This is a genomic window from Bacillus mojavensis (assembly GCF_012648005.1).
GTDB lineage: Bacteria > Bacillota > Bacilli > Bacillales > Bacillaceae > Bacillus > Bacillus mojavensis.
On sequence record NZ_CP051464.1, the window covers coordinates 315482 to 335336 of the forward strand.

Consider the following 19855-nt stretch of genomic DNA (forward strand, 5'->3'; position numbering starts at 1 on the left):
CGTTTTCAATAAAAAAGGCTTAATTTTACCTGTAAAATATAATAATAAAGGAGGATTACAGAGTATTTAGAAGCATAATTAAGGTCTTGGGGTCACAGGGATGTTTATCATGAAATGGTACAGAATAAAAGAGAATATGCGGTTTGTGTGTGTTGTTACATAAGTGTTACGGTAATAAAGATTGCTTAATATGGAGGGAAAATATGAGTGTAGATGAGAAACCGATTAAGATAAAAGTCGAGAAAGTCTCTAAGATTTTTGGGAAACAAACCAAGAAAGCAGTTCAAATGCTTGCCGACGGAAAAAATAAAAAAGAGATCCTGAAAGCAACCGGATCAACCGTTGGGGTTAACCAAGCAGATTTTGATGTATATGATGGTGAGATATTTGTCATCATGGGTCTATCAGGGAGCGGTAAATCAACTTTAGTACGGCTGTTAAACCGGCTTATTGAACCGACTGCCGGAAACATTTACATTGATGGTGACATGATAACAAATATGTCTAAAGACCAGCTCCGGGAAGTCCGCCGGAAAAAAATCAGTATGGTCTTCCAAAAGTTCGCTTTGTTCCCGCACAGAACGATACTTGAAAACACAGAATACGGACTGGAGCTTCAAGGTGTAGACAAACAGGAGCGCCAGCAAAAAGCGCTTGAGTCGCTTAAACTTGTCGGACTTGAAGGATTTGAACACCAATACCCTGACCAGCTTTCGGGCGGGATGCAGCAGCGTGTCGGCCTTGCCCGCGCTTTGACGAATAATCCGGACATCCTTCTGATGGACGAAGCGTTTAGTGCGCTTGATCCATTAATCCGTAAAGACATGCAGGATGAGCTTTTGGATCTGCATGATAATGTCGGAAAAACGATTATTTTTATTACGCACGACCTGGATGAAGCGCTTCGCATCGGCGACAGAATCGCGCTGATGAAGGACGGAAACATCGTTCAAATCGGCACGCCGGAAGAAATCCTCATGAATCCATCCAACGAATATGTTGAGAAATTCGTTGAGGACGTTGATTTGTCTAAAGTATTAACTGCCGGCCACATTATGAAGCGCGCTGAAACGGTGCGGATTGATAAAGGGCCGCGCGTTGCATTAACACTGATGAAAAACCTAGGGATTTCATCTATTTATGCAGTCGATAAACAAAAACAATTGTTAGGTGTCATTTATGCGGCTGATGCGAAAAAAGCAGCCGAGTCTGATTTATCCCTTCAGGATATCTTGAATAAGGAATTTACGACTGTACCAGAGAATACGTATCTGACTGAGATTTTTGACGTTGTTTCTGACGCGAATATTCCAATTGCGGTTGTAGATGAAAAGCAAAGAATGAAAGGGATTGTCGTAAGAGGCGCGCTGATTGGCGCACTTGCAGGCAATAACGATTATATCAATGTTGAAGGCACTGCTGAGCAAACACAAGATCCTTCTGTACGGGAGGTGAAGTAAATTGGATAGACTGCCTAGAATACCTTTAGCAGACATCATTGACCGTTTTGTTGACTGGATTACGATAACGTTTGGCGGATTCCTCGATGGAATCGCAAATGGCTTGGCCATTTTTGTAAACGGGATTGTAACCGGGCTTGGATTTATTCCTTCTATTTTGTTAACGATTATTTTCGCAGCTCTTGCATGGTGGATCAGTACGAGAGGAATTGCGCTGTTTACTTTAATTGGCTTTCTCGTTATTGACTATTTAGGATATTGGGACCCAATGCTGCAAACGTTAGCGCTGGTTGTCACGTCCGTCATTATTTCAATTGTGGTCGGTGTGCCGATCGGAATTTGGGCATCTCAGAAAGAAACGGTTCGCCGTATCGTAACGCCTATCCTTGATTTAATGCAGACAATGCCTGCTTTCGTATATCTTTTGCCGGCAATTTTCTTCTTTAATATCGGTGTTGTGCCGGGTGTTGTTGCGTCTGTTATCTTCGCAATGCCGCCGACAATCCGTATGACGGTTCTCGGTATTAAACAAGTGCCTGCGGATCTGATTGAAGCAACTGAAGCGTTTGGTTCTACAACAGCTCAGCGTTTGATTAAGGTTCAGCTTCCGCTTGCAACAAAAACCATTCTTGCCGGGATCAACCAAAGTATCATGCTTGCATTATCAATGGTTGTTATCGCAGCAATGGTCGGTGCGCCTGGGCTAGGTTCAGAAGTATACAGCGCCGTTACACAGCTGAAAACAGGGGTCGGTGTAGAAGCAGGTATCGCTATCGTTATCGTTGCGATTACGCTCGACCGTATTACACAAAATATTAAAGTGAAGAAGAAAAGCAGGGGGAATGCCTGATGTTTAAAAAAATCATCGGTATCGGTGTTTCCGCCATGCTTGCACTCTCACTTGCGGCTTGCGGATCAGAAAACGACGAAAATGCGTCCGCGGCTGAACAGGTGAACAAAACGATCATCGGGATTGACCCCGGTTCAGGTATTATGAGCCTGACTGATCAAGCGTTGAAGGATTATAACCTGAACGACTGGACACTGATTTCATCGTCAAGCGCTGCTATGACTGCTACGCTCAAAAAGTCATACGACCGGAAGAAACCAATTATTATCACAGGATGGACTCCGCACTGGATGTTCTCCAGATATAAATTAAAATATCTTGATGATCCGAAAAAAACTTACGGCAGTGCTGAGGAGATTCATACGATCACCAGAAAAGGCTTCAGCAAAGAACAGCCGAATGCCGTTAAGCTTCTGAGCCAGTTTAAATGGACGCAAGACGACATGGGTGAAGTGATGATCAAGGTGGAAGAAGGCGAGAAACCTTCCAAAGCCGCTGCTGATTATGTGAAGAAGCACAAGGATCAAATCGCGGAGTGGACCAAAGGCGTGCAAAAGGTGAAGGGAGACAAAATCAACCTTGCCTATGTGGCGTGGGACAGTGAGATTGCAAGTACAAACGTTATGGGCAAAGTCTTAGAAGACTTGGGCTATGACGTGAAACTCACTCAGGTAGAAGCTGGTCCGATGTGGACGGCGATTGCGACGGGAAGCGCGGACGCATCCCTTTCCGCATGGCTGCCGAATACCCATAAACCATACGCTGTCAAATATAAAGGCAAATATGATGATGTAGGCGTCAGTATAACTGGCGTGAAGATGGGTCTTGTTGTGCCTCAATATATGAAAAACGTCAACTCAATTGAAGATCTGAAGAAATAATGAAGAAAGCAGCCTGTTCGCAGGCTGCTTTTTTGATTTAAGAAGCATTGGCTGATGCGAGTGTATCGGCTTTTTGGAACGTTTTTAACACAGCGTTTGCTAAAATGTGAATCCCGGTAAACATCGCGTTTCTGTCAAAGGTCATATGCGGGTGATGGAGTCCTGGCTGAAGTCCGCAGCCGAGGCCAAGCATGGTCGTTTTAAGATTCGGCACTTTCACGGCATAAAAATGAAAGTCTTCACCGCCGGTTGTGACAAGCGGTTTATCGAGCTGATCAGCTCCGATAACGTCTGTGATCGCTTCAGCCATAATGCCTTCAGCTTCTTTATTTTGCGTTGCTGCCGGAAGGCTGTGTTCTTTGTGAAGTTCAATTGTCGCATCGAATGCCGCGGCAGCCGCTTCGCAGGCTCTTTCTGTTTCTGCGATCAGCGTCTCCATGGCTTCATTTGTTTGCGCCCGCAGGTCAAGGCTGAAGGTCGCTTTTCCGGGAATGATGTTGGAGCTGTCGCCGCCGGCTTGAAGCTTTGTCATTTTGACTGTGTGCGGAATTTTCGGATCGATGTGAATCAGTCCCAGCTTATGGACGAGGAATGCCGCGATTTCGATGCTGTTTTTGCCAAGGTGCGGCCGCGCGCCATGAGCTTCCTCTCCAATGATTGTGCCTTCGATGTGCTGGCTTGACCCGTGCAGAATGGATGGGGCGCAGCGTCCGTTTTGGGTTTCCTGAATTGGACGGACGTGGACGCCATACAAATAGTCGACGTCATCAAGCACGCCTTCTTCTATCATTTTTAGAGCGCCGCCGCCTTTTTCTTCTGCGGGCTGAAAGATAAAACGGATCGTTCCGCTCGGAAGCTGCGGCTGTTTTTTCAGCAGCATTAACGTACCTAAAGCCATTGTCATATGCGAATCATGTCCGCAGGAATGATTGGCGCGAAATGTGCCGTTGACCTCCTGCCATAATGCATCAATGTCAGCACGGACAGCTACAACAGGCGAACCCGAGCCCATTTCACCGACAACTCCGGTGCAATCTGAAAACGTGCGCGTGCGGCACCCTGCATCTTCGAGTTTTTGTTTAAGAAATGCAGTTGTCTCATATTCTTTCCAGCTGACTTCTGGATTGGCGTGAAGATGTTCAAAGATGTCCATTACGGTTTGTTTCATTTCTTCTGAGAGTTTTTGCATGGGAGAAAAACCTCCTTCTTTCCTTTTTTTATATTGAAACAGGTAGATAGGCTGTTTATAATATAGCACATATTTATATTTTTCAGAATAATAGGTATTTTCTAAAAAGAGGGGATGGATCGAAATATGAGTATGCCAGCAGCCGAAACACAGCCGAAGAAAAAACGTACCGCCTTTAACATGCCTGACGCCTATGTCCTCTTATTTATCATCGCTTTCATGTGCGCCGTTGCTTCGTATATTGTGCCGGCGGGAGAATTTGACCGTGTGACGAAGGGAGAGGTTACCACTGCGGTGCCGGGAAGCTACCATTCAATTGAACAGTCTCCGGTCAGCCTGATCAGCTTTTTCACTTCTCTTCAGGATGGGATGGTCGGCTCAGCCCCTATTATTTTTCTGATTTTATTCACAGGCGGCACGATCGCTATTTTAGAAAAAACAGGTGCCATCAACGGACTGATTTACAATGTCATCAGCAAGTTCCGCACAAAGCAATTATTATTTATTTGTATTGTCGGTGCGTTGTTTTCTGTTCTTGGAACGACCGGAATTGTCGTGAACTCAGTGATCGGATTTATCCCCATCGGCCTTATTGTCGCACGCTCCTTAAAATGGGACGCGGTCGCGGGTGCAGCTGTTATTTATATAGGCTGCTATGCCGGGTTTAACTCTACCGTTTTATCACCGTCCCCGCTTGGCTTATCGCAATCGATTGCGGAGCTGCCTCTGTTTTCGGGGATCGGCCTTCGTGTGGTCATATACATATGCTTTTTGCTGTCTTCTATCATTTATATCTATTGGTATACAAGAAAATTAAAGAAATCAAAGGATGCCAGCGTGCTAGGCACAAACTGGTTCCCGGCGGCAGGATTGAGCGATGCGAATCAAGAAGAAGATAAGTCTGTCCCCTTTACCGTTCGCCATAAGCTGATTTTGGGAGTCGCGGGTTTGTCACTGATCGGATTTTTGTACGGCGCATTGAAGCTTGGCTGGTCAGATTCCCAAATGGCTGCGACATTTATTTTTATTTCGGTCCTTGCCGGATTCATTGGAGGACTTGCGGCAAACGATATTGCCAAAACTTTTATTACCGGCTGTCAGAGTCTAGTATACGGTGCGCTGATTGTCGGGATGGCGCGGAGCATTTCTGTCATTCTTGAAAATGGAAAGCTGCTGGATACAGTCGTCAATGCTTTGGCTTCGGTGTTGGACGGATTCAGTCCGATGGCCGGCGCAATCGGCATGTATATCGCCAGTGCTTTGCTTCATTTTCTCATCTCTTCAGGATCGGGCGAAGCGGTTGTGTTCATTCCGATTTTGGCACCGCTCGCTGATTTGATGGGAATCACGAGACAGGTCGCGGTGGAAGCGGTTATGCTTGGAGAAGGGGTTGTCAACTGTGTGAACCCGACGTCCGGCGTTTTGATGGCAGTGCTTGCCGCCAGCGGAATTCCGTACGTCAAGTGGCTTCGGTTTATGCTGCCGCTCGCTCTGATTTGGTTCTTAATCGGGCTTGTGTTTATTTGTATCGGTGTCTTGATCAATTGGGGGCCGTATTAAACATTGCTGCCCGCCGGCTTGTACGGCGGGCTTTTCATTTATTCGTTGCAGAAGCGCAGGCTGTTATTGTAACATGTAAGCCATAAGCCATTCGTAAAAGTGCGGGAGGAAGGTCATGAATAATCTGCATAACAGACTTTCAGGCGTGAATGGGAAAAATAAGAGAGTAAAAGAAAAAGAACAAAAAATCTGGTCGGAGATCGGCATGTTAGCCGGGGCGATTGCGCTGCTGGATGTGATCATCCGCGGCATTATGTTTGAATTTCCGTTTAAAGAATGGGTCGCGAGCCTTGTGTTTTTGTTCATTATCATCTTATATTACTGCATCAGGGCATCTGCTTCTGGAATGCTGATGCCGAGAATAGACACCGAGAAAGAACTGCATAAACGGGTGAAGCAGCAGTTCACAGAATCAATAGCTGTCGCCTTTGCGGTAGTGGTGCTTACGATGTATGACAGGGGGATTCCCCATACATTCTTCGCTTGGCTGAAAATGTTTCTCTTATTTATCGTCTGCGGCGGCGTTCTGTTTCTGCTACGATTCGGGATCGTGAAGCTGTCTTACAGAAGATCGGTAAAAAAGGAGTCTAAGAAGAAATCATCATAGAGGATGGTTTCTTTTTTTGTTCATAAATCAGACAAATCTTTTCTCTTGCAAAAGTTTGTGAAATGTTGCACAATATAAATGTGAAATACTTCACAAACAGTCATCGAAGAAAAACATACCCTGGAAGGATGATTAATGATGAATAAACATGTAAATAAAGTAGCTTTAATCGGAGCGGGTTTTGTTGGAAGCAGTTATGCATTTGCGTTAATTAACCAAGGGATCACAGATGAACTTGTGGTCATTGATTTAAATAAAGAAAAAGCAATGGGCGATGTAATGGATTTAAACCACGGAAAGGCGTTTGCGCCGCATCCGGTCAAAACATCTTTCGGAACATATGAAGACTGCAAGGATGCTGATATTGTCTGCATTTGCGCCGGAGCAAACCAAAAGCCTGGTGAGACACGCCTTGAATTAGTAGAAAAGAACTTAAAGATCTTCAAAGGAATTGTCAGTGAAGTCATGGCGAGCGGATTTGACGGCATTTTCTTAATCGCGACAAATCCGGTTGATATCCTGACTTATGCAACATGGAAATTCAGCGGCCTGCCAAAAGAGCGAGTGATCGGAAGCGGTACAACACTTGATTCTGCGAGATTCCGTTACATGCTGAGCGAATACTTTGGCGCAGCGCCTCAAAACGTGCACGCGCATATTATCGGTGAACACGGCGATACTGAGCTTCCTGTCTGGAGCCACGCAAATGTCGGCGGTGTGCCTGTCGGTGAACTCGTTGAGAAAAACGATGCGTACAAACAAGAGGAGCTAGACCAGATCGTAGATGACGTGAAAAACGCCGCTTACCATATCATTGAGAAAAAAGGTGCGACTTATTATGGTGTTGCGATGAGCCTTGCCCGCATTACAAAAGCCATTCTTCATAATGAAAACAGCATTTTAACTGTCAGCACCTATTTGGAGGGACAATACGGCGCAGATGACGTATACATCGGCGTTCCGGCTGTCGTAAACCGCGGAGGTATCGCAGGCATCACTGAGCTGAACTTAAATGAGAAAGAAAAAGAACAGTTCCTTCACAGCGCAGACGTCCTTAAAAATATTTTAAAACCTCATTTTGCAGAACAAAAGGTCAACTAATCGCAACTATAGAGTAAAGGGCTGATTGTCAATGTGGGAGCAGTTGTATGATCCGTTTGGAAACGAGTATGTGAGCGCACTTGTGGCGCTCACTCCGATTCTCTTTTTTCTCTTAGCTTTAACCGTTTTTAAGATGAAAGGCATTCTTGCGGCATTTCTTACCCTAGCCGTCAGCTTTTTGGTTGCCGTTTTGGCATTTCATATGCCGGTTGAAAAAGCCGTTTCTTCTGTTTTATTAGGCATCGGAAGCGGTTTGTGGCCGATCGGCTACATTGTCCTGATGGCAGTGTGGCTCTATAAAATCGCTGTGAAAACCGGGAAGTTTACCATTATTCGTTCCAGCATTGCCGGCATCTCGCCTGACCAAAGATTACAGCTATTATTAATCGGTTTTTGTTTTAACGCATTTTTGGAAGGTGCGGCCGGCTTTGGTGTTCCGATTGCAATCAGTGCGGCGCTGCTCGTCGAACTTGGCTTTAAACCGTTAAAGGCGGCTGCGCTCTGCTTAATTGCGAACGCTGCCTCTGGAGCCTTCGGCGCGATCGGGATACCGGTGATTACAGGCGCGCAAATTGGAAACTTGTCTGCTCTTGAATTGTCACGGGCATTGATCTGGACACTGCCGATCATTACATTTCTGATTCCGTTTTTACTCGTGTTCATATTAGACCGGATGAAGGGGATCAAACAAACCTGGCCTGCCTTGCTGGTTGTCAGCGGACTGTATACAGCGGTTCAGACGCTGACAATGGCTGTGCTCGGACCGGAATTAGCTAACATTTTGGCGGCGCTGTTCAGTATGGGCGGGCTAGCGCTCTTCCTGCGTAAGTGGCAGCCGAAACAGATTTACCGTGAGCAGGGAGCCGGAGAAGCTAGTGAGAAAAAAAGATACAGCGCGGCAGACATTGCCAAGGCGTGGTCACCTTTCTACATTTTAACCGCGGCGATTACCATCTGGAGCCTTCCTGCCTTCAAAGCGCTTTTCCAAGAAGGCGGACTGTTGTATCAAACAACGCTTCTTTTGAAAATGCCTTTTCTGCATCAGCAAATTATGAAGATGCCACCAATTGTACCATCTGCCATGCCGTTAGATGCAGTCTTTAAAGTTGATCTGCTGTCAGCGACCGGTACAGCGATTTTAGCGGCGGTCATTGTTACGGGACTGTTCAGCAAAAATTTCTCTTATCGGGATGGTTTCAGTTGCTTGAAGGAGACGGGGAAGGAACTGTGGATGCCAATTGTCACGATCTGCTTTGTGATGGCGTTTGCCAATCTGGCCAACTTCGCGGGGCTTAGCTCTTCCATCGGGCTGGCACTGGCGAAAACAGGCGATTTGTTCCCGTTTGTCAGTCCTGTTCTCGGCTGGATCGGCGTGTTCATTACTGGCTCAGTTGTCAGCAATAATGCGCTGTTCGGTCACCTGCAGGTCGTCACCGGTGCGCAGATCGGGGCCGGTTCTGATTTGCTGTTAGCCGCAAATACGGCGGGCGGGGTAATGGCGAAGCTCGTTTCTCCGCAATCTATCGCCATTGCCGCTGCCGCGGTCGGCCAGACAGGGAAGGAATCAAAGCTGTTTAAACGGACAGTAGCGTACAGCCTGATTCTGCTATTGATCATCTGCATATGGACATTTATTCTAGCAAGATTAGGTGTTTAATAGAAAAAAGCAGTACACCCAGGGTGTACTGCTTTTTCATTAATTTGCTTTCTTCGTCATTTCCTCAGTTGTTTTGACTCTTGTTTTTCCCATAAACAAAACGGTAATCGCCGCGAGAACAATTGGAATCAAAGCAAGTAAAAAGACATATGTGATGCTTGAGGACATGGCGTCGATGATCCGGTTCAGAATTGCAGCAGGGATCTGTGATCGTGTGCCGGCTTGGAAAATCGCTTGCGGATCACCGATATTCTGTGGCGCGCCTGAGCCGGCGGAGCCTTTCATCCCGCTGAAGGCGTCGCTTAGCTGGTTTGTGAACACGTTTGTCTGAACCGTGCCGAAAATCGTGACACCGAGCGTCATGCCGAATGATCGCAAAAATGAATTGGTGGAGTTGGCCGTTCCCCGAAAACGAGGTTCTAAATCATTCATGGATGCTGCTGGGAGCAGCGAGAAGTTAAAGCCTACGCCGAAGCCTGAAATCATCATAAAGACAGTCAGCCATACGCGTGCTGTGTCCGGCGTCATATTGGAAAGCAGCAGCATGCCGATAAAGAAAGCTGTGACGGAAATCAGCATGAGATTGCGGAAGCTTGCCTTCGTTTGGAAGATTCCACCGATCATACTTCCGATCACGGATCCGATCATCATCGGTGTCAGAATAAAGCCTGCGCTCGTCGCTGAGCTGCCGTATACTGCCTGTACGAAAATCGGAATAAACACTGCTAAAATAATGAATGTTCCGCCATAAAGAAAAGCGAGAATCTGCGCTGTGGCAAACAAGCGGTTCTTAAACATCCAGAAGGAGATAATCGGTTCTTCCGCTTTTCTCTCCACAATAAAAAAGGCAATAAAGAAAACCGCGAAAATGATAAACAGGCCAATGATTTGTATCGAATTCCAGTCGTATGTTTTGCCGCCGAGCTCAAGTGCGAACATCAGGCACACAATGGATACGACTAAAGTAATTGCGCCGCCCCAATCAATTTTCTGCTTTTTATGCTCCAGCGATTCTTTGTAATAGCGGATGATGAAAAACAATGACAGTGCGCCGATAGGGACGTTGATGTAAAACACCCAGTGCCAGCTGATAGCGTCTGTGATAATAGCGCCTAACAGCGGGCCGAGAACACTTGATAATCCAAATACAGCGCCGAACATGCCCGACATTTTTCCGCGCTTTTCCGGCGGAAATAAATCAAAGATGATCGTAAAGGCAATCGGCAGGAGCGCTCCGCCGCCAATCCCCTGAATGGCCCGGTAGATGATTAGCTGGTTCATGGTTTGTGCAATTCCGCATAATGCCGAACCGATTAAGAAAAAAATAAGTCCAAACAGGAAAAAACGTTTTCGGCCGTACATATCGGAAAGCTTGCCGTAAATCGGCATCCCAGCCATGACTGCCACCATATAGGATGCAGTCACCCAAGCGAATTTATCAAAGCTTCCAAGATCCGCTACAATGCTGCCCATCGCGGTGGCAACAATTGTATTGTCCATCGCGGACATTAAAATGCCCAGCAAAAGACCAAGAACCACAAATTTAGTGGAAGGATTTTTTGCGGCTGTTGTATCCATTTATTCTACCTCCTCTACCTTTTTTAAGTAAGGTTTGATATCATGATAATAGTTTGATTATTAATTATCTCGATTATCAAGATAAATTTGATTTTATAGGGAGGACTGTCAGTTGTCAACAAGAAATTCCAGAAGTGAGTTGGAAAAGGCCGCCATTCAGATTTTTCGGAAATTGGGCACTAGAACCATTCTGTTTCATCAGGCGGCTGCTCAAGCTCTCGGTCTGTTTCCTACCGATTTGAAATCAGCTGACATATTAAATGAAGCAGGACCAATGACGGCCGGTGAACTGGGGAAAAAAACGGGACTCAGCACCGGTTCCGTTACGGCGCTTGTTGACCGGCTGGAAAAAGCGGGGTATGTGGCTCGTGAAAGGGACCCGAACGACCGCAGAAGAGTGATTATCGTGCCCCTTACCGCTTCTAAACAGCATGTGAAGGATTTGTTCCGTTCACTGTCAGAGTCCACGATGGATCTGTGCCGCGAGTATACGGAGGAGGAATTGGAACTGATTTTCGGTTTTATCGGCAAAGCCTCCGATATTATGGAGGAAGAGCTTGACCGGTTGAAACAATAGGTGATTTTTGTGCATAGCTTGGCCCGTTCCCGAATAAATTGTACAAGTTGAGTAAGAGAGGGGAGTACGGGCCGGTGAACACTTTTTTGAGTTATATTGTGCTGGGGCTGTCCTTGTCTGCGCCTGTGGGACCTGTCAATGCGGCGCAAATCGATAAAGGCATTAAAAATGGATTTTGGCATGCGTGGATTTTTGGTTTAGGCGCCATGACTGCTGACGGACTGTATATGATTTTCATCTATTTCGGACTGTCACAGTTTCTGACCGCTCCATTCGTAAAAACGTTTTTGTGGCTCTTCGGCTTTTTTGTACTGACCTATACCGGTATTGAAACGCTGAAGAATATCAGGGAAGCGATGGATGTACGCAGCTCGAAGGGGAAGCCGTCCTACAGAAAAACATTTGCATCGGGTTTTCTCATTTCACTGTCCAATCCACTGAGCATCCTGTTTTGGCTTGGGATTTACGGGAGCATTCTTGCGAAAACGGCTGAGACTTACAATGTGAATCAGCTACTCATTTATAGTTCCGGCATTATGATCGGTATCTTAATCTGGGATTTTTGCATGGCCATTGCAGCCAGCACTTTCAGAAACCTGCTTAATGAAAAGCTGTTAAGGGGCTTGACCGCAATCGCGGGCATATCTCTTCTTGTATTCGGGTTTTACTTCGGTTATCAGGGCATCAAAGAGTTATTGGGCTGATGCATGAAAGGACAGTCACCTGCCGCCTTCCATTTTAATATAGTATCCAGATGATACTGGAGGTGGATCAATGGTGAAAGGGATTTACACCAAAAGTTTTCTGGAACGGAATCAAACTGAGTTCCCGGAATGGCAAAGAATCGCTTTTGAGCTATTGGCAGAAACTGTAGCGGATGACGCGGATACGTTTCCGTGCATTCCCGGCCGCCAGGCGTTTCTGACTGATCAGCTTCGCATTGCTTTTGCCGGAGATCCGCGGGAAAACCGTACAGCGGAGGAACTGGCGCCACTGCTTGCGGAGTACGGCAAAATATCGCGGGACACAGGAAAATACGCATCTCTCGTTGTGTTGTTTGATACACCGGAGGATTTGGCTGAGCATTATTCCATTGAGGCGTATGAAGAGCTGTTTTGGAGCTTTTTAAATAGACTGAGCGAACAAGATGAAAAAGAGTGGCCGGCAGATATGCCGGCCGATCCAGAGCATTATAAGTGGGAGTTTTGTTTTAACGGCGAGCCGTATTTTATTCTGTGTGCAACGCCGGCTCATGATGCGAGGAGAAGCCGAAGCTTCCCTTATTTTATGATCACGTTTCAGCCAAGATGGGTGTTTGAAAATCTAAATGATTCAACCCCATTTGGCCGAAACATGAGCAGGCTGATCCGATCCCGTTTACAGGCTTACGATCAAGCTCCGATTCATCCGCATTTAGGCTGGTACGGAGGAAAGGATAATCGGGAATGGAAACAGTATTTTCTCCGGGATGATGAAAAACAGGTATCAAAATGCCCGTTTTCATATTTAAAGAACATGTTTAACAAAATGAAATAGTTCACGAGCTGGCAGGGCGGTCTTTATGTCCCTGCTTTTTTTGATAAATCAAGGTGACAACGGCAATGACAGCTAGAAATCCCAAGCTGACAAAAAATCCGGGTCGGCTTGATTTTTCAAACAGCGTGCCGGACACAGCCGCCGCGATCAGAATTGTCGCCAAATAAATTTGCGTTTTCGCCATGGCTGCCGGATTGGTCAGCTTTTTGCTAGAGAACAGGATAAACAGCCAAGTGTATAAAAGCATAAGACCGGCCGCTGTTGTCATGTGCTCGTAAATATTTTTAGGCAGCACTAAAGACAGTACGATAGACACGATAAGCCCCGCAAATGTTAATCCGAGCGCGGGCCAGCATATTTTTTTGCCTTCTTTTAGAGTAAAGCATTTCGGCGCGTCGCCGTCATCGGCCATCGTACAAAGCAATGTTGTCACAGCAAAGAGTGAAGCGACAAGGGTCGAGAAGCCCGCGATAATAAAAATGCCGTTGAAAATATCAAGAATCACTTCGAGATGAAATCCTTTTAAAGACGTAATAAATGGGCTGTCCTGTTCTGTAAACTTGTGTAAAGGAACTAATAGCAAAGCGAGCCCGATTGAAATGATATATATAATCGCCAGCGTTGCCAGCATCAGCTTGCCTGACTTTGAGGCTTCCTCCGGCTTCTTTAAATGAACCGTCATGAGCCCCATAACTTCAATTCCGCCAAACGCGTAAAATGCATAAATAAGGCCTGTCCACAGCCCCATAGCTCCGAATGGGAAAAATTCTTTTGTCTCATTCGGAATCTGCACCTCCGGCTTTCCGCCTGACAATATGCCGCACAAAGCCAGAATGGCAATAACGATAAACATGAAGATAGCGGCAGTTTTGATAACAGCCAGCACGTTTTCTGTTTTTTCAAAAACAGAAAGTCCGGTAAAAATAATGAGAAGCCCAAGTACAGCGTAGATGGAGGCAAATACCCACAGCGGCACTTGGGGAAACCAATGCTTCGTAAATAACGAAATGGCTGTCAGCTGGCTTCCGGTAATCAGCATTTCAGATGACCAGTACACCCAGCCGTTGCTGAAGCCGGCCCACCTTCCGAATGCTTTTCTCGCATATGAACAGAACGAGCCCTTTTCAGGGTGTTTTGCCGATAGTTTGGCAAGCTGTTCGAATACAAAATACGTGCCGATCGCCGCAATGAGAAATGATAATAGAACGGAAAATCCGCTTTTTACAATTGCGATGCTGGAACCGAGAAAAAATCCTGTTCCGATTGTGCATCCAATCCCGATTAATGAAAGCTGCCACCAAGCCAGATTTCCTTTTTCTTGGTCTTTTTTTGTTTGACTCATTTACATTCAACCCCTTTTATCTAAGGTTAGATTGCAACCCGCGCAAGGCTTATATGCATCGGATTTTTGCCTCTTTTTACATGGAGGCGATGGCAAACGTTCATACTAAATAAAAAAAGGAGCGAAGCGGATGACAAAGCAATATATCGTTCAGCCGAAGAAAGGGCTCGGCCTGAAGCTGAAAAAGGGCCAGATTTTGAAGGTGGTTGATGTAGAGGGGCAGCAGGTTGCTGATTTTGTGGCGTACCATGCAAAGGATTTTTATGAGCATCTTGACCAGGGAGCGACCATTGATGCCAATCATTCCATTCATGTGAAGGTCAACGATCATATTTACTCTAATTTGTATAAACCGATGCTGACGCTCATTGAGGATACGGTCGGCAAGCATGACCTGCTTCTGCCCGCCTGCCGTCCTGACATGAACAGGCTCTTATACGGAAAACAAAAGGACGAGTTCCAGGATACGTGTTATGACAATATGAACCGGGCGCTTGAGCAGTTCGGCGTGCCGAAGCCGCATATGCATTATCCGTTTGCGATTTTTATGAATACTGTTTTAGATGAAAAGGGGAACCTGTCTGTGGAAACGCCCCTGTCAAATGCCGGGGATTACGTCAGACTCAGGGCGGAGATGGATTTGATTGTCGCGTTTTCTTCCTGTCCGATTGAAAAAGGAAAGTGCAATGGCGACAGTGTGACGTCCATACGGGTTGAAGTCAGCTGATCTCACTTATTCACTATGAAATAAGACCTGTGCTATAGTTAATATGGATACATAACAGTTATGATTCATTTTCATCGATTTAGGGAAATGATTCAGTAAATAAGCAATAATGTACAGGAGGAATGATTGGGATGAGCATGCAGGAAAAGATTATGCGTGAATTACATGTGAAGCCCTCAATTGATCCAAAGCAAGAAATTGAGGACAGAGTCAATTTTTTAAAACAATATGTAAAGAAAACCGGCGCTAAAGGACTTGTGCTTGGCATCAGCGGCGGCCAAGATTCCACACTTGCGGGAAGACTGGCTCAGCTTGCAGTGGAAAGCATTCGCGAGGAGGGCGGAGACGCTCAATTTATCGCGGTCCGTCTTCCGCACGGCACACAGCAGGATGAAGATGATGCCCAGCTCGCTCTGAAGTTTATCAAGCCGGATAAATCATGGAAATTTGACATTCAATCAACAGTCAGCGCTTTTGCAGATCAATATCAGCAAGAGACAGGCGATAAGCTGACAGACTTTAATAAAGGAAACGTAAAAGCGAGAACGAGAATGATTGCTCAATACGCGATCGGCGGCCAAGAAGGCCTTCTTGTGATTGGAACAGACCATGCGGCCGAAGCCGTGACTGGTTTCTTTACGAAGTACGGTGACGGAGGCGCAGATCTTCTGCCGCTGACAGGCTTAACAAAGCGTCAGGGAAGAAGCCTGCTGAAAGAGCTGGGTGCACCAGAACGCTTATACTTAAAAGAACCGACTGCTGATCTGCTGGATGAAAAGCCGCAGCAGTCCGATGAAACTGAGCTAGGCATTTCCTATGATGAAATTGACGATTATCTCGAAGGAAAAGAAGTATCGGCGAAAGCGTCAGAAGCGCTGGAGAAACGCTACAGCATGACGGAGCATAAGCGTCAGGTCCCAGCTTCTATGTTTGATGACTGGTGGAAATAACATGATAAAAAGCCCACTCTCGTAGTGGGCTTTTTATTTATTGATTCCTTTACATGTATCAGGGACATATTTTCAAAACGTCTTTTATTTGATGCGGATATGGTTCAGCTTCACCATTAATCTGTCAGTGAACCTTCGCAGGCTGCCTCTCGAATCAGGCTCAAGCGGCAGATTTGCTTGGGAAGCAATTGTTTCTGCGACCTGCTGAATAGACATTTGGTCTGTATGGAGATGTTCTGTGAAGAGGCTATCAGACAGGCTGTTGAGGCAGCGGTCGATTTGCTTTGCGGCCCAGGAGTTTTTCCCTTCCGCTCTGGTGCGCAGGCGTTTCAGCAATGTTTCCTTTGAAGCCAGCAGGGTAAAGTGATGAATTATCCGGCCGTCCTGTCTCAGCCTGCCAATAATGTCATCGAAGTATTGATCGTTCGTAATGGTCATAGGCACAATGATGATGCCCTGATATGTATCTGACAAATAGGAAAGCATGCTGTAATTGAATTCCCGCCACAGCGGGTAGCTTTGAAAGTTTTCTTCAGCGATATCCGGCGGTATCATTGAACGCATCGCGAACCCCATCTTTTCAGGATCATATACGTAAGACGGTTTCAGCCTTCTATGCAGTTCAAACGCCGTTTGTGTTTTTCCGGAACCGAACGCCCCGTTTATCCACACGATCATCGTGATTTCCCCCTTTTTGTTTATGATACATAAAAAGACCCTTCGATCGAAGAGTCAGCGGGAAAAAACAGCCGTATATTCGCGGAGCGATTCTTTTATATGCGTGAAGGCATGTTCTCCAAAATACTCAAGAGAAACAAAACCATCATATTGTCTGTTTATCAGTTCTTTTAAAAATGCTTTTTGATCAAGATCTCCTTGAAAAATCGGAGTGGGTTCGCTTAGATACCAGTTCTCAAAATTCCAGCGATAGTTTTTCAAATGGATATGGCTGATCGTATGAAAGGTTTTTTCTAAAGCCGGCAGCTGGTCAATTCGGTTCACGTGCAGATTTGACCCGTCAAAAATCGTTCGGAGTCTCGGATGGGCGACATCCTTCAAAAATGTTAAAGCAGCTTCAGGTGTATCGGCATACGTATCGTAATGAATTTCCAGACCGATATTTACCTCATAGCCGTCTGCCATTTGCGCAGCCTGCTGAAATTGCTCAACCGCACGCAGCCATTTTTCTGGCGACGTTCTGTTTGACGCCTGATTCCCGGCAAATACGCGAATGAGCGGGCTGTGAAGCTGTCTCGCCGCCCGAAGCCCTTTTCTCACTGCTTCTTTTGTCTCTTCTTCTCCTTGTGTCACAAAATCGGTGTATAAGCTGACCGCGGGCACCTTCAAATTATGTTGCTGCAGCAGAGTATAAAGGTCGTCCAGCGGCCCGAAGTCCTGTTCATACTGTTCGATGTGGCCGTACCACAAATCAATCCCGTCAAAGGACTGCTCCTTCGCAAAGGAAATGACGTCCATTATATTTTGCTTTTTACACCCGGTTGTACAAAAGCTTAATTTCATCTCAATCCCTCCCGTCATCTTTTTCCCTGATGAAAAACGGATAAACGCAGATAGAGGAAGGGTGTTTTTAATCATTTAATGCTTTTTTGCGTCGAAGTATTAAATTATGTCTGAAAATGTTGTACAATGAATTTCATCCGACCAAGAAGGTTGAACGCAAAAAAGAAACGGAGCCGGCTGCTCAAAAACGACGTTTCGTCTATTGCGTTTTCTCATGTTTTATTGTAGGAAAGCTTGAACGGATGACGATGAAATAGAGAAAGCCCGAGCCGGTACCTATATAAATATTCGCAAAATCAGCATATAATGAAGATAAACTTTCATTCCTTAGGAGGATTTCGCCGAAGATGAACGCTAAACGAGCCATCCCAGTAAGAGAAAGAAATATCGTCCTGATTGGATTCATGGGTGTAGGAAAAACGACAATCGGCCAATTGGTCGCTAAGAAATTATATAGAGATTTTATCGATATTGACCAAGAAATCGAAAAGGATTTCAACATGTCGATCCCTGAGATGTTTGAAAAAAAAGGTGAGGACTTTTTCCGGAAAACAGAAAAAGAATATATCCTGAATCTATGCCATCATACAAGATTTAAAATTGTCTCACTTGGCGGAGGCTCTTTTAAACAAGAGGAAATCAGAAAGTGCTGTCTCGAACATTGTCTGGTGCTTCACCTCGATCTGTCTTGGGAGAACTGGAAGCAGCGCGCGAATTTGCTGATCGAAAGCCGCCCGGTGCTGCATAATCGGTCAATGGACGAAATGGAGCAGCTGTTTAACGAGAGAAAAGTCATTTATGATAAGCACAATTCAAAAGTGGAAACAGACAACCTTGCTCCCGAAGAGATTGCAGATTACATTGTGGAGACGCTAAAAATCGGCTGGGATCTTTATCAGCCAATGTAAAAGCCGTGCGGGATGCACGGCTTTTTTTTATCGCTTTACGCCTTGGATGAATATCGTTTTTAAGCAAAAGGATTCAGGCTTTCCGTTTTGTGTCTATGGGTCTTCGTCAGACGCTGTCTGAAAGTGTACATTCACAGCGGCTTTTCCGCAAAAGATGAAGCAACGTCAACCATTCCCTGCGTCGCATCAATGCCGATGCATTCTTGGACATAAGGGGCAAATGCCAGCACCGTATGGCCCGCTCCCGCTCCGCATCAAGCACTTGCTGCTCTGCACGGCATTCCGCAAATTTGATCAGCATCGTTAAATCCCATCAGCAAATACCTTCTCATCACGATACATCACAGCGTTTTTGAAAACGGAGTTTCGTTTGGCCAAATGAACCAGCTCTTTCATCTTTGTTTGTTATGATATGGATGATGTTAACAATTTCTGTTATGATCATTTTTATATCTTGGACGAAGCGGCGGAGCACCTTCATATAGCCCAGCCTTCTCTCAGCCAGCAAATCAAGAAGCTGGAGACGGAGCTGGGGCTTACTCTTTTTCACAGGTCACACGGCTCTGTTACGCTGACACCGCACGGCCGCCATCTCATTGAAAAGGCTGAGGACATCATTCGATTAAGGGATGACTTGCTGGTGAAGATGCAGGCAGGACTGGGGCACAAGCTTTCGATCTGTAACAGGGAGATATACCTTTCCCCCCGGCTTCTGAAGCAGTTTTTGGCGCATTATCCCCATGTGGAGGTTCAGCTTATCGAAAAAGACCCGGCTGCCTTAGAGGAGATAACGGCAAAGTGAGAGGTTATCCTTGCCGATTGAGGACGAGAGGTTCTCCATCGAACCCTTGCTTACTGAGCCGATCGTTCTTGCCGTATCAAAGGAAAAACAAAGGTGGATGCCGCTCGAAATGACTGCACTGATTGATAAAGCGCTGGAAGGTGAGGGGAGCCGGAAGCCGTGCGTGCCGCTTGAGATGGCAAAGCACGTTCTTTTTATTTTGCTGAAGGAGGGCTACGGTTTTCGCCGGATGGTACTTGACCTATGCGCGGAAAGCGGCTTTAAGCCACTCGCGGCGTTTATAACGAGCTACATCGTAACCGCGCAATCCCTTGTCGCAAACGGTTTGGGGTAACACTGGCCCAAATATGGTCAATAGGGACAAAGATCCGGGTGTCATCTATTTATCGCTTCAATCCGCGCCTTCACGCACTCTTGTTTTTGTATTTTTAAAAAACCGCTATGTCAGTCTGACCGCACAGGCCTTTATGGAATTTAGCCGGGAATCGGTTAAACAAACGTTTGATCAAGAAGAGTGAGTATGGTGTTCAAGGATAGAAGCCTATTCATCACAAGAACGAGTTCACATCGAGGGATTGAATCAGAAAACAGATGTTAAAAAATTTAGAA

General features: G+C 45.9%; 18 protein-coding genes and 2 pseudogenes. 14 read left to right on the plus strand and 6 right to left on the minus strand.

Annotated features, from left to right (window positions below; genetic code table 11):
* The first annotated feature begins 203 nt into the window (after window positions 1-203).
* From opuAA to HC660_RS01720, 3 genes are read left to right on the plus strand one after another with little or no spacing between them, the layout of a single operon-like run.
* A complete protein-coding gene (gene opuAA / locus HC660_RS01710; protein ID WP_010332936.1) occupies window positions 204-1460 on the plus strand; it encodes a glycine/proline betaine ABC transporter ATP-binding protein OpuAA in 1257 nt (418 codons plus the stop codon).
* Window position 1461: 1 nt separating this feature from the next.
* Window positions 1462-2310 carry a glycine/proline betaine ABC transporter permease subunit OpuAB gene (gene opuAB / locus HC660_RS01715; RefSeq protein ID WP_010332937.1) on the plus strand — a complete coding sequence of 283 codons (849 nt, stop codon included), beginning with the start codon at window positions 1462-1464 and terminating at the stop codon, window positions 2308-2310.
* Complete coding sequence (locus HC660_RS01720; protein WP_010332939.1) at window positions 2310-3191, plus strand: glycine betaine ABC transporter substrate-binding protein; 882 nt, start codon at window positions 2310-2312, stop codon at window positions 3189-3191. Before opuAB ends, HC660_RS01720 begins: the two co-directional genes overlap by 1 nt.
* Before the next feature lie 37 nt (window positions 3192-3228).
* On the opposite strand, the gene HC660_RS01725 is transcribed toward HC660_RS01720, so the two are convergent.
* A complete protein-coding gene (locus tag HC660_RS01725) occupies window positions 3229-4380 on the minus strand; it encodes a M20 peptidase aminoacylase family protein (RefSeq protein ID WP_168746878.1) in 1152 nt (383 codons plus the stop codon).
* 126 nt (window positions 4381-4506) lie between these two features.
* Here HC660_RS01725 and HC660_RS01730 point away from each other — a divergent pair, with 126 nt between their 5' ends.
* From HC660_RS01730 to HC660_RS01745, 4 genes are all read left to right on the plus strand, one after another.
* The gene (locus HC660_RS01730; protein ID WP_168746879.1) at window positions 4507-5940 is read left to right on the plus strand and encodes a YfcC family protein; all 1434 of its coding nucleotides are present in this window, start codon (window positions 4507-4509) and stop codon (window positions 5938-5940) included.
* Between the two features lie 115 nt (window positions 5941-6055).
* Window positions 6056-6547, plus strand: a complete 492-nt coding sequence (locus HC660_RS01735; protein WP_168746880.1) for a DUF6773 family protein — start codon at window positions 6056-6058, stop codon at window positions 6545-6547.
* A 135-nt stretch (window positions 6548-6682) separates the two neighbouring features.
* Window positions 6683-7648 (plus strand): L-lactate dehydrogenase, encoded by a 966-nt coding sequence (locus HC660_RS01740; protein ID WP_168746881.1) that lies wholly within the window; start codon window positions 6683-6685, stop codon window positions 7646-7648.
* A 31-nt stretch (window positions 7649-7679) separates the two neighbouring features.
* The gene (locus HC660_RS01745; RefSeq protein ID WP_168746882.1) at window positions 7680-9305 is read left to right on the plus strand and encodes an L-lactate permease; all 1626 of its coding nucleotides are present in this window, start codon (window positions 7680-7682) and stop codon (window positions 9303-9305) included.
* Window positions 9306-9344: 39 nt separating this feature from the next.
* Here HC660_RS01745 and bmr3 read toward each other — a convergent pair whose 3' ends face one another.
* Window positions 9345-10883 carry a multidrug efflux MFS transporter Bmr3 gene (gene bmr3, locus HC660_RS01750; RefSeq protein ID WP_010332945.1) on the minus strand — a complete coding sequence of 513 codons (1539 nt, stop codon included), beginning with the start codon at window positions 10881-10883 and terminating at the stop codon, window positions 9345-9347.
* Window positions 10884-10995: 112 nt separating this feature from the next.
* On the opposite strand from bmr3, the gene HC660_RS01755 reads away from it, so the two are divergent.
* The 3 genes from HC660_RS01755 to HC660_RS01765 all read left to right on the plus strand — a co-directional run bounded on the left by HC660_RS01755 (window position 10996) and on the right by HC660_RS01765 (window position 12996).
* Window positions 10996-11460: a MarR family transcriptional regulator gene (locus HC660_RS01755; protein WP_010332946.1), complete on the plus strand. Its 465-nt coding sequence runs from the start codon at window positions 10996-10998 to the stop codon at window positions 11458-11460.
* A 74-nt stretch (window positions 11461-11534) separates the two neighbouring features.
* Complete coding sequence (locus tag HC660_RS01760; RefSeq protein WP_010332947.1) at window positions 11535-12164, plus strand: LysE family translocator; 630 nt, start codon at window positions 11535-11537, stop codon at window positions 12162-12164.
* A 70-nt stretch (window positions 12165-12234) separates the two neighbouring features.
* Window positions 12235-12996 carry a YqcI/YcgG family protein gene (locus HC660_RS01765; protein WP_168746883.1) on the plus strand — a complete coding sequence of 254 codons (762 nt, stop codon included), beginning with the start codon at window positions 12235-12237 and terminating at the stop codon, window positions 12994-12996.
* A gap of 1 nt (window position 12997) precedes the next feature.
* On the opposite strand, the gene HC660_RS01770 is transcribed toward HC660_RS01765, so the two are convergent.
* Window positions 12998-14338 (minus strand): amino acid permease, encoded by a 1341-nt coding sequence (locus tag HC660_RS01770; RefSeq protein ID WP_168746884.1) that lies wholly within the window; start codon window positions 14336-14338, stop codon window positions 12998-13000.
* Between the two features lie 130 nt (window positions 14339-14468).
* Here HC660_RS01770 and HC660_RS01775 point away from each other — a divergent pair, with 130 nt between their 5' ends.
* The gene (locus HC660_RS01775; RefSeq protein ID WP_010332950.1) at window positions 14469-15065 is read left to right on the plus strand and encodes a DUF1989 domain-containing protein; all 597 of its coding nucleotides are present in this window, start codon (window positions 14469-14471) and stop codon (window positions 15063-15065) included.
* A 131-nt stretch (window positions 15066-15196) separates the two neighbouring features.
* Window positions 15197-16015: an NAD(+) synthase gene (gene nadE, locus HC660_RS01780; RefSeq protein WP_010332951.1), complete on the plus strand. Its 819-nt coding sequence runs from the start codon at window positions 15197-15199 to the stop codon at window positions 16013-16015.
* Window positions 16016-16099: 84 nt separating this feature from the next.
* Here nadE and tmrB read toward each other — a convergent pair whose 3' ends face one another.
* The gene (tmrB, locus tag HC660_RS01785) at window positions 16100-16693 is read right to left on the minus strand and encodes a tunicamycin resistance ATP-binding TmrB (RefSeq protein WP_168746885.1); all 594 of its coding nucleotides are present in this window, start codon (window positions 16691-16693) and stop codon (window positions 16100-16102) included.
* A 54-nt stretch (window positions 16694-16747) separates the two neighbouring features.
* A complete protein-coding gene (locus tag HC660_RS01790; protein ID WP_168746886.1) occupies window positions 16748-17536 on the minus strand; it encodes a sugar phosphate isomerase/epimerase family protein in 789 nt (262 codons plus the stop codon).
* Window positions 17537-17883: 347 nt separating this feature from the next.
* Here HC660_RS01790 and HC660_RS01795 point away from each other — a divergent pair, with 347 nt between their 5' ends.
* Window positions 17884-18444: a shikimate kinase gene (locus tag HC660_RS01795; RefSeq protein ID WP_127696038.1), complete on the plus strand. Its 561-nt coding sequence runs from the start codon at window positions 17884-17886 to the stop codon at window positions 18442-18444.
* A 140-nt stretch (window positions 18445-18584) separates the two neighbouring features.
* Here the strand turns inward: HC660_RS01795 and HC660_RS01800 are convergent.
* Window positions 18585-18824, minus strand: a pseudogene (locus HC660_RS01800) (class I SAM-dependent methyltransferase); the annotation flags it as partial.
* 32 nt (window positions 18825-18856) lie between these two features.
* On the opposite strand from HC660_RS01800, the pseudogene HC660_RS01805 reads away from it, so the two are divergent.
* Window positions 18857-19764, plus strand: a pseudogene (locus HC660_RS01805) (LysR family transcriptional regulator).
* Window positions 19765-19855 lie beyond the last annotated feature (91 nt).

Excerpts from the sequence above, each read along its gene's own strand:
- opuAA (WP_010332936.1), top strand. The coding sequence starts at position 204 with ATGAGTGTAGATGAGAAACCGATTAAGATAAAAGTCGAGAAAGTCTCT.
- nadE (WP_010332951.1), top strand. The coding sequence starts at position 15,197 with ATGAGCATGCAGGAAAAGATTATGCGTGAATTACATGTGAAGCCCTCA.
- HC660_RS01765 (WP_168746883.1), top strand. The coding sequence starts at position 12,235 with ATGGTGAAAGGGATTTACACCAAAAGTTTTCTGGAACGGAATCAAACT.
- HC660_RS01795 (WP_127696038.1), top strand. The coding sequence starts at position 17,884 with ATGAACGCTAAACGAGCCATCCCAGTAAGAGAAAGAAATATCGTCCTG.
- HC660_RS01720 (WP_010332939.1), top strand. The coding sequence starts at position 2,310 with ATGTTTAAAAAAATCATCGGTATCGGTGTTTCCGCCATGCTTGCACTC.
- HC660_RS01745 (WP_168746882.1), top strand. The coding sequence starts at position 7,680 with ATGTGGGAGCAGTTGTATGATCCGTTTGGAAACGAGTATGTGAGCGCA.
- HC660_RS01740 (WP_168746881.1), top strand. The coding sequence starts at position 6,683 with ATGATGAATAAACATGTAAATAAAGTAGCTTTAATCGGAGCGGGTTTT.
- HC660_RS01790 (WP_168746886.1), bottom strand. The coding sequence starts at position 17,536 with ATGAAATTAAGCTTTTGTACAACCGGGTGTAAAAAGCAAAATATAATG.
- HC660_RS01770 (WP_168746884.1), bottom strand. The coding sequence starts at position 14,338 with ATGAGTCAAACAAAAAAAGACCAAGAAAAAGGAAATCTGGCTTGGTGG.
- HC660_RS01775 (WP_010332950.1), top strand. The coding sequence starts at position 14,469 with ATGACAAAGCAATATATCGTTCAGCCGAAGAAAGGGCTCGGCCTGAAG.
- tmrB (WP_168746885.1), bottom strand. The coding sequence starts at position 16,693 with ATGATCGTGTGGATAAACGGGGCGTTCGGTTCCGGAAAAACACAAACG.
- bmr3 (WP_010332945.1), bottom strand. The coding sequence starts at position 10,883 with ATGGATACAACAGCCGCAAAAAATCCTTCCACTAAATTTGTGGTTCTT.
- HC660_RS01725 (WP_168746878.1), bottom strand. The coding sequence starts at position 4,380 with ATGCAAAAACTCTCAGAAGAAATGAAACAAACCGTAATGGACATCTTT.
- HC660_RS01730 (WP_168746879.1), top strand. The coding sequence starts at position 4,507 with ATGAGTATGCCAGCAGCCGAAACACAGCCGAAGAAAAAACGTACCGCC.
- HC660_RS01735 (WP_168746880.1), top strand. The coding sequence starts at position 6,056 with ATGAATAATCTGCATAACAGACTTTCAGGCGTGAATGGGAAAAATAAG.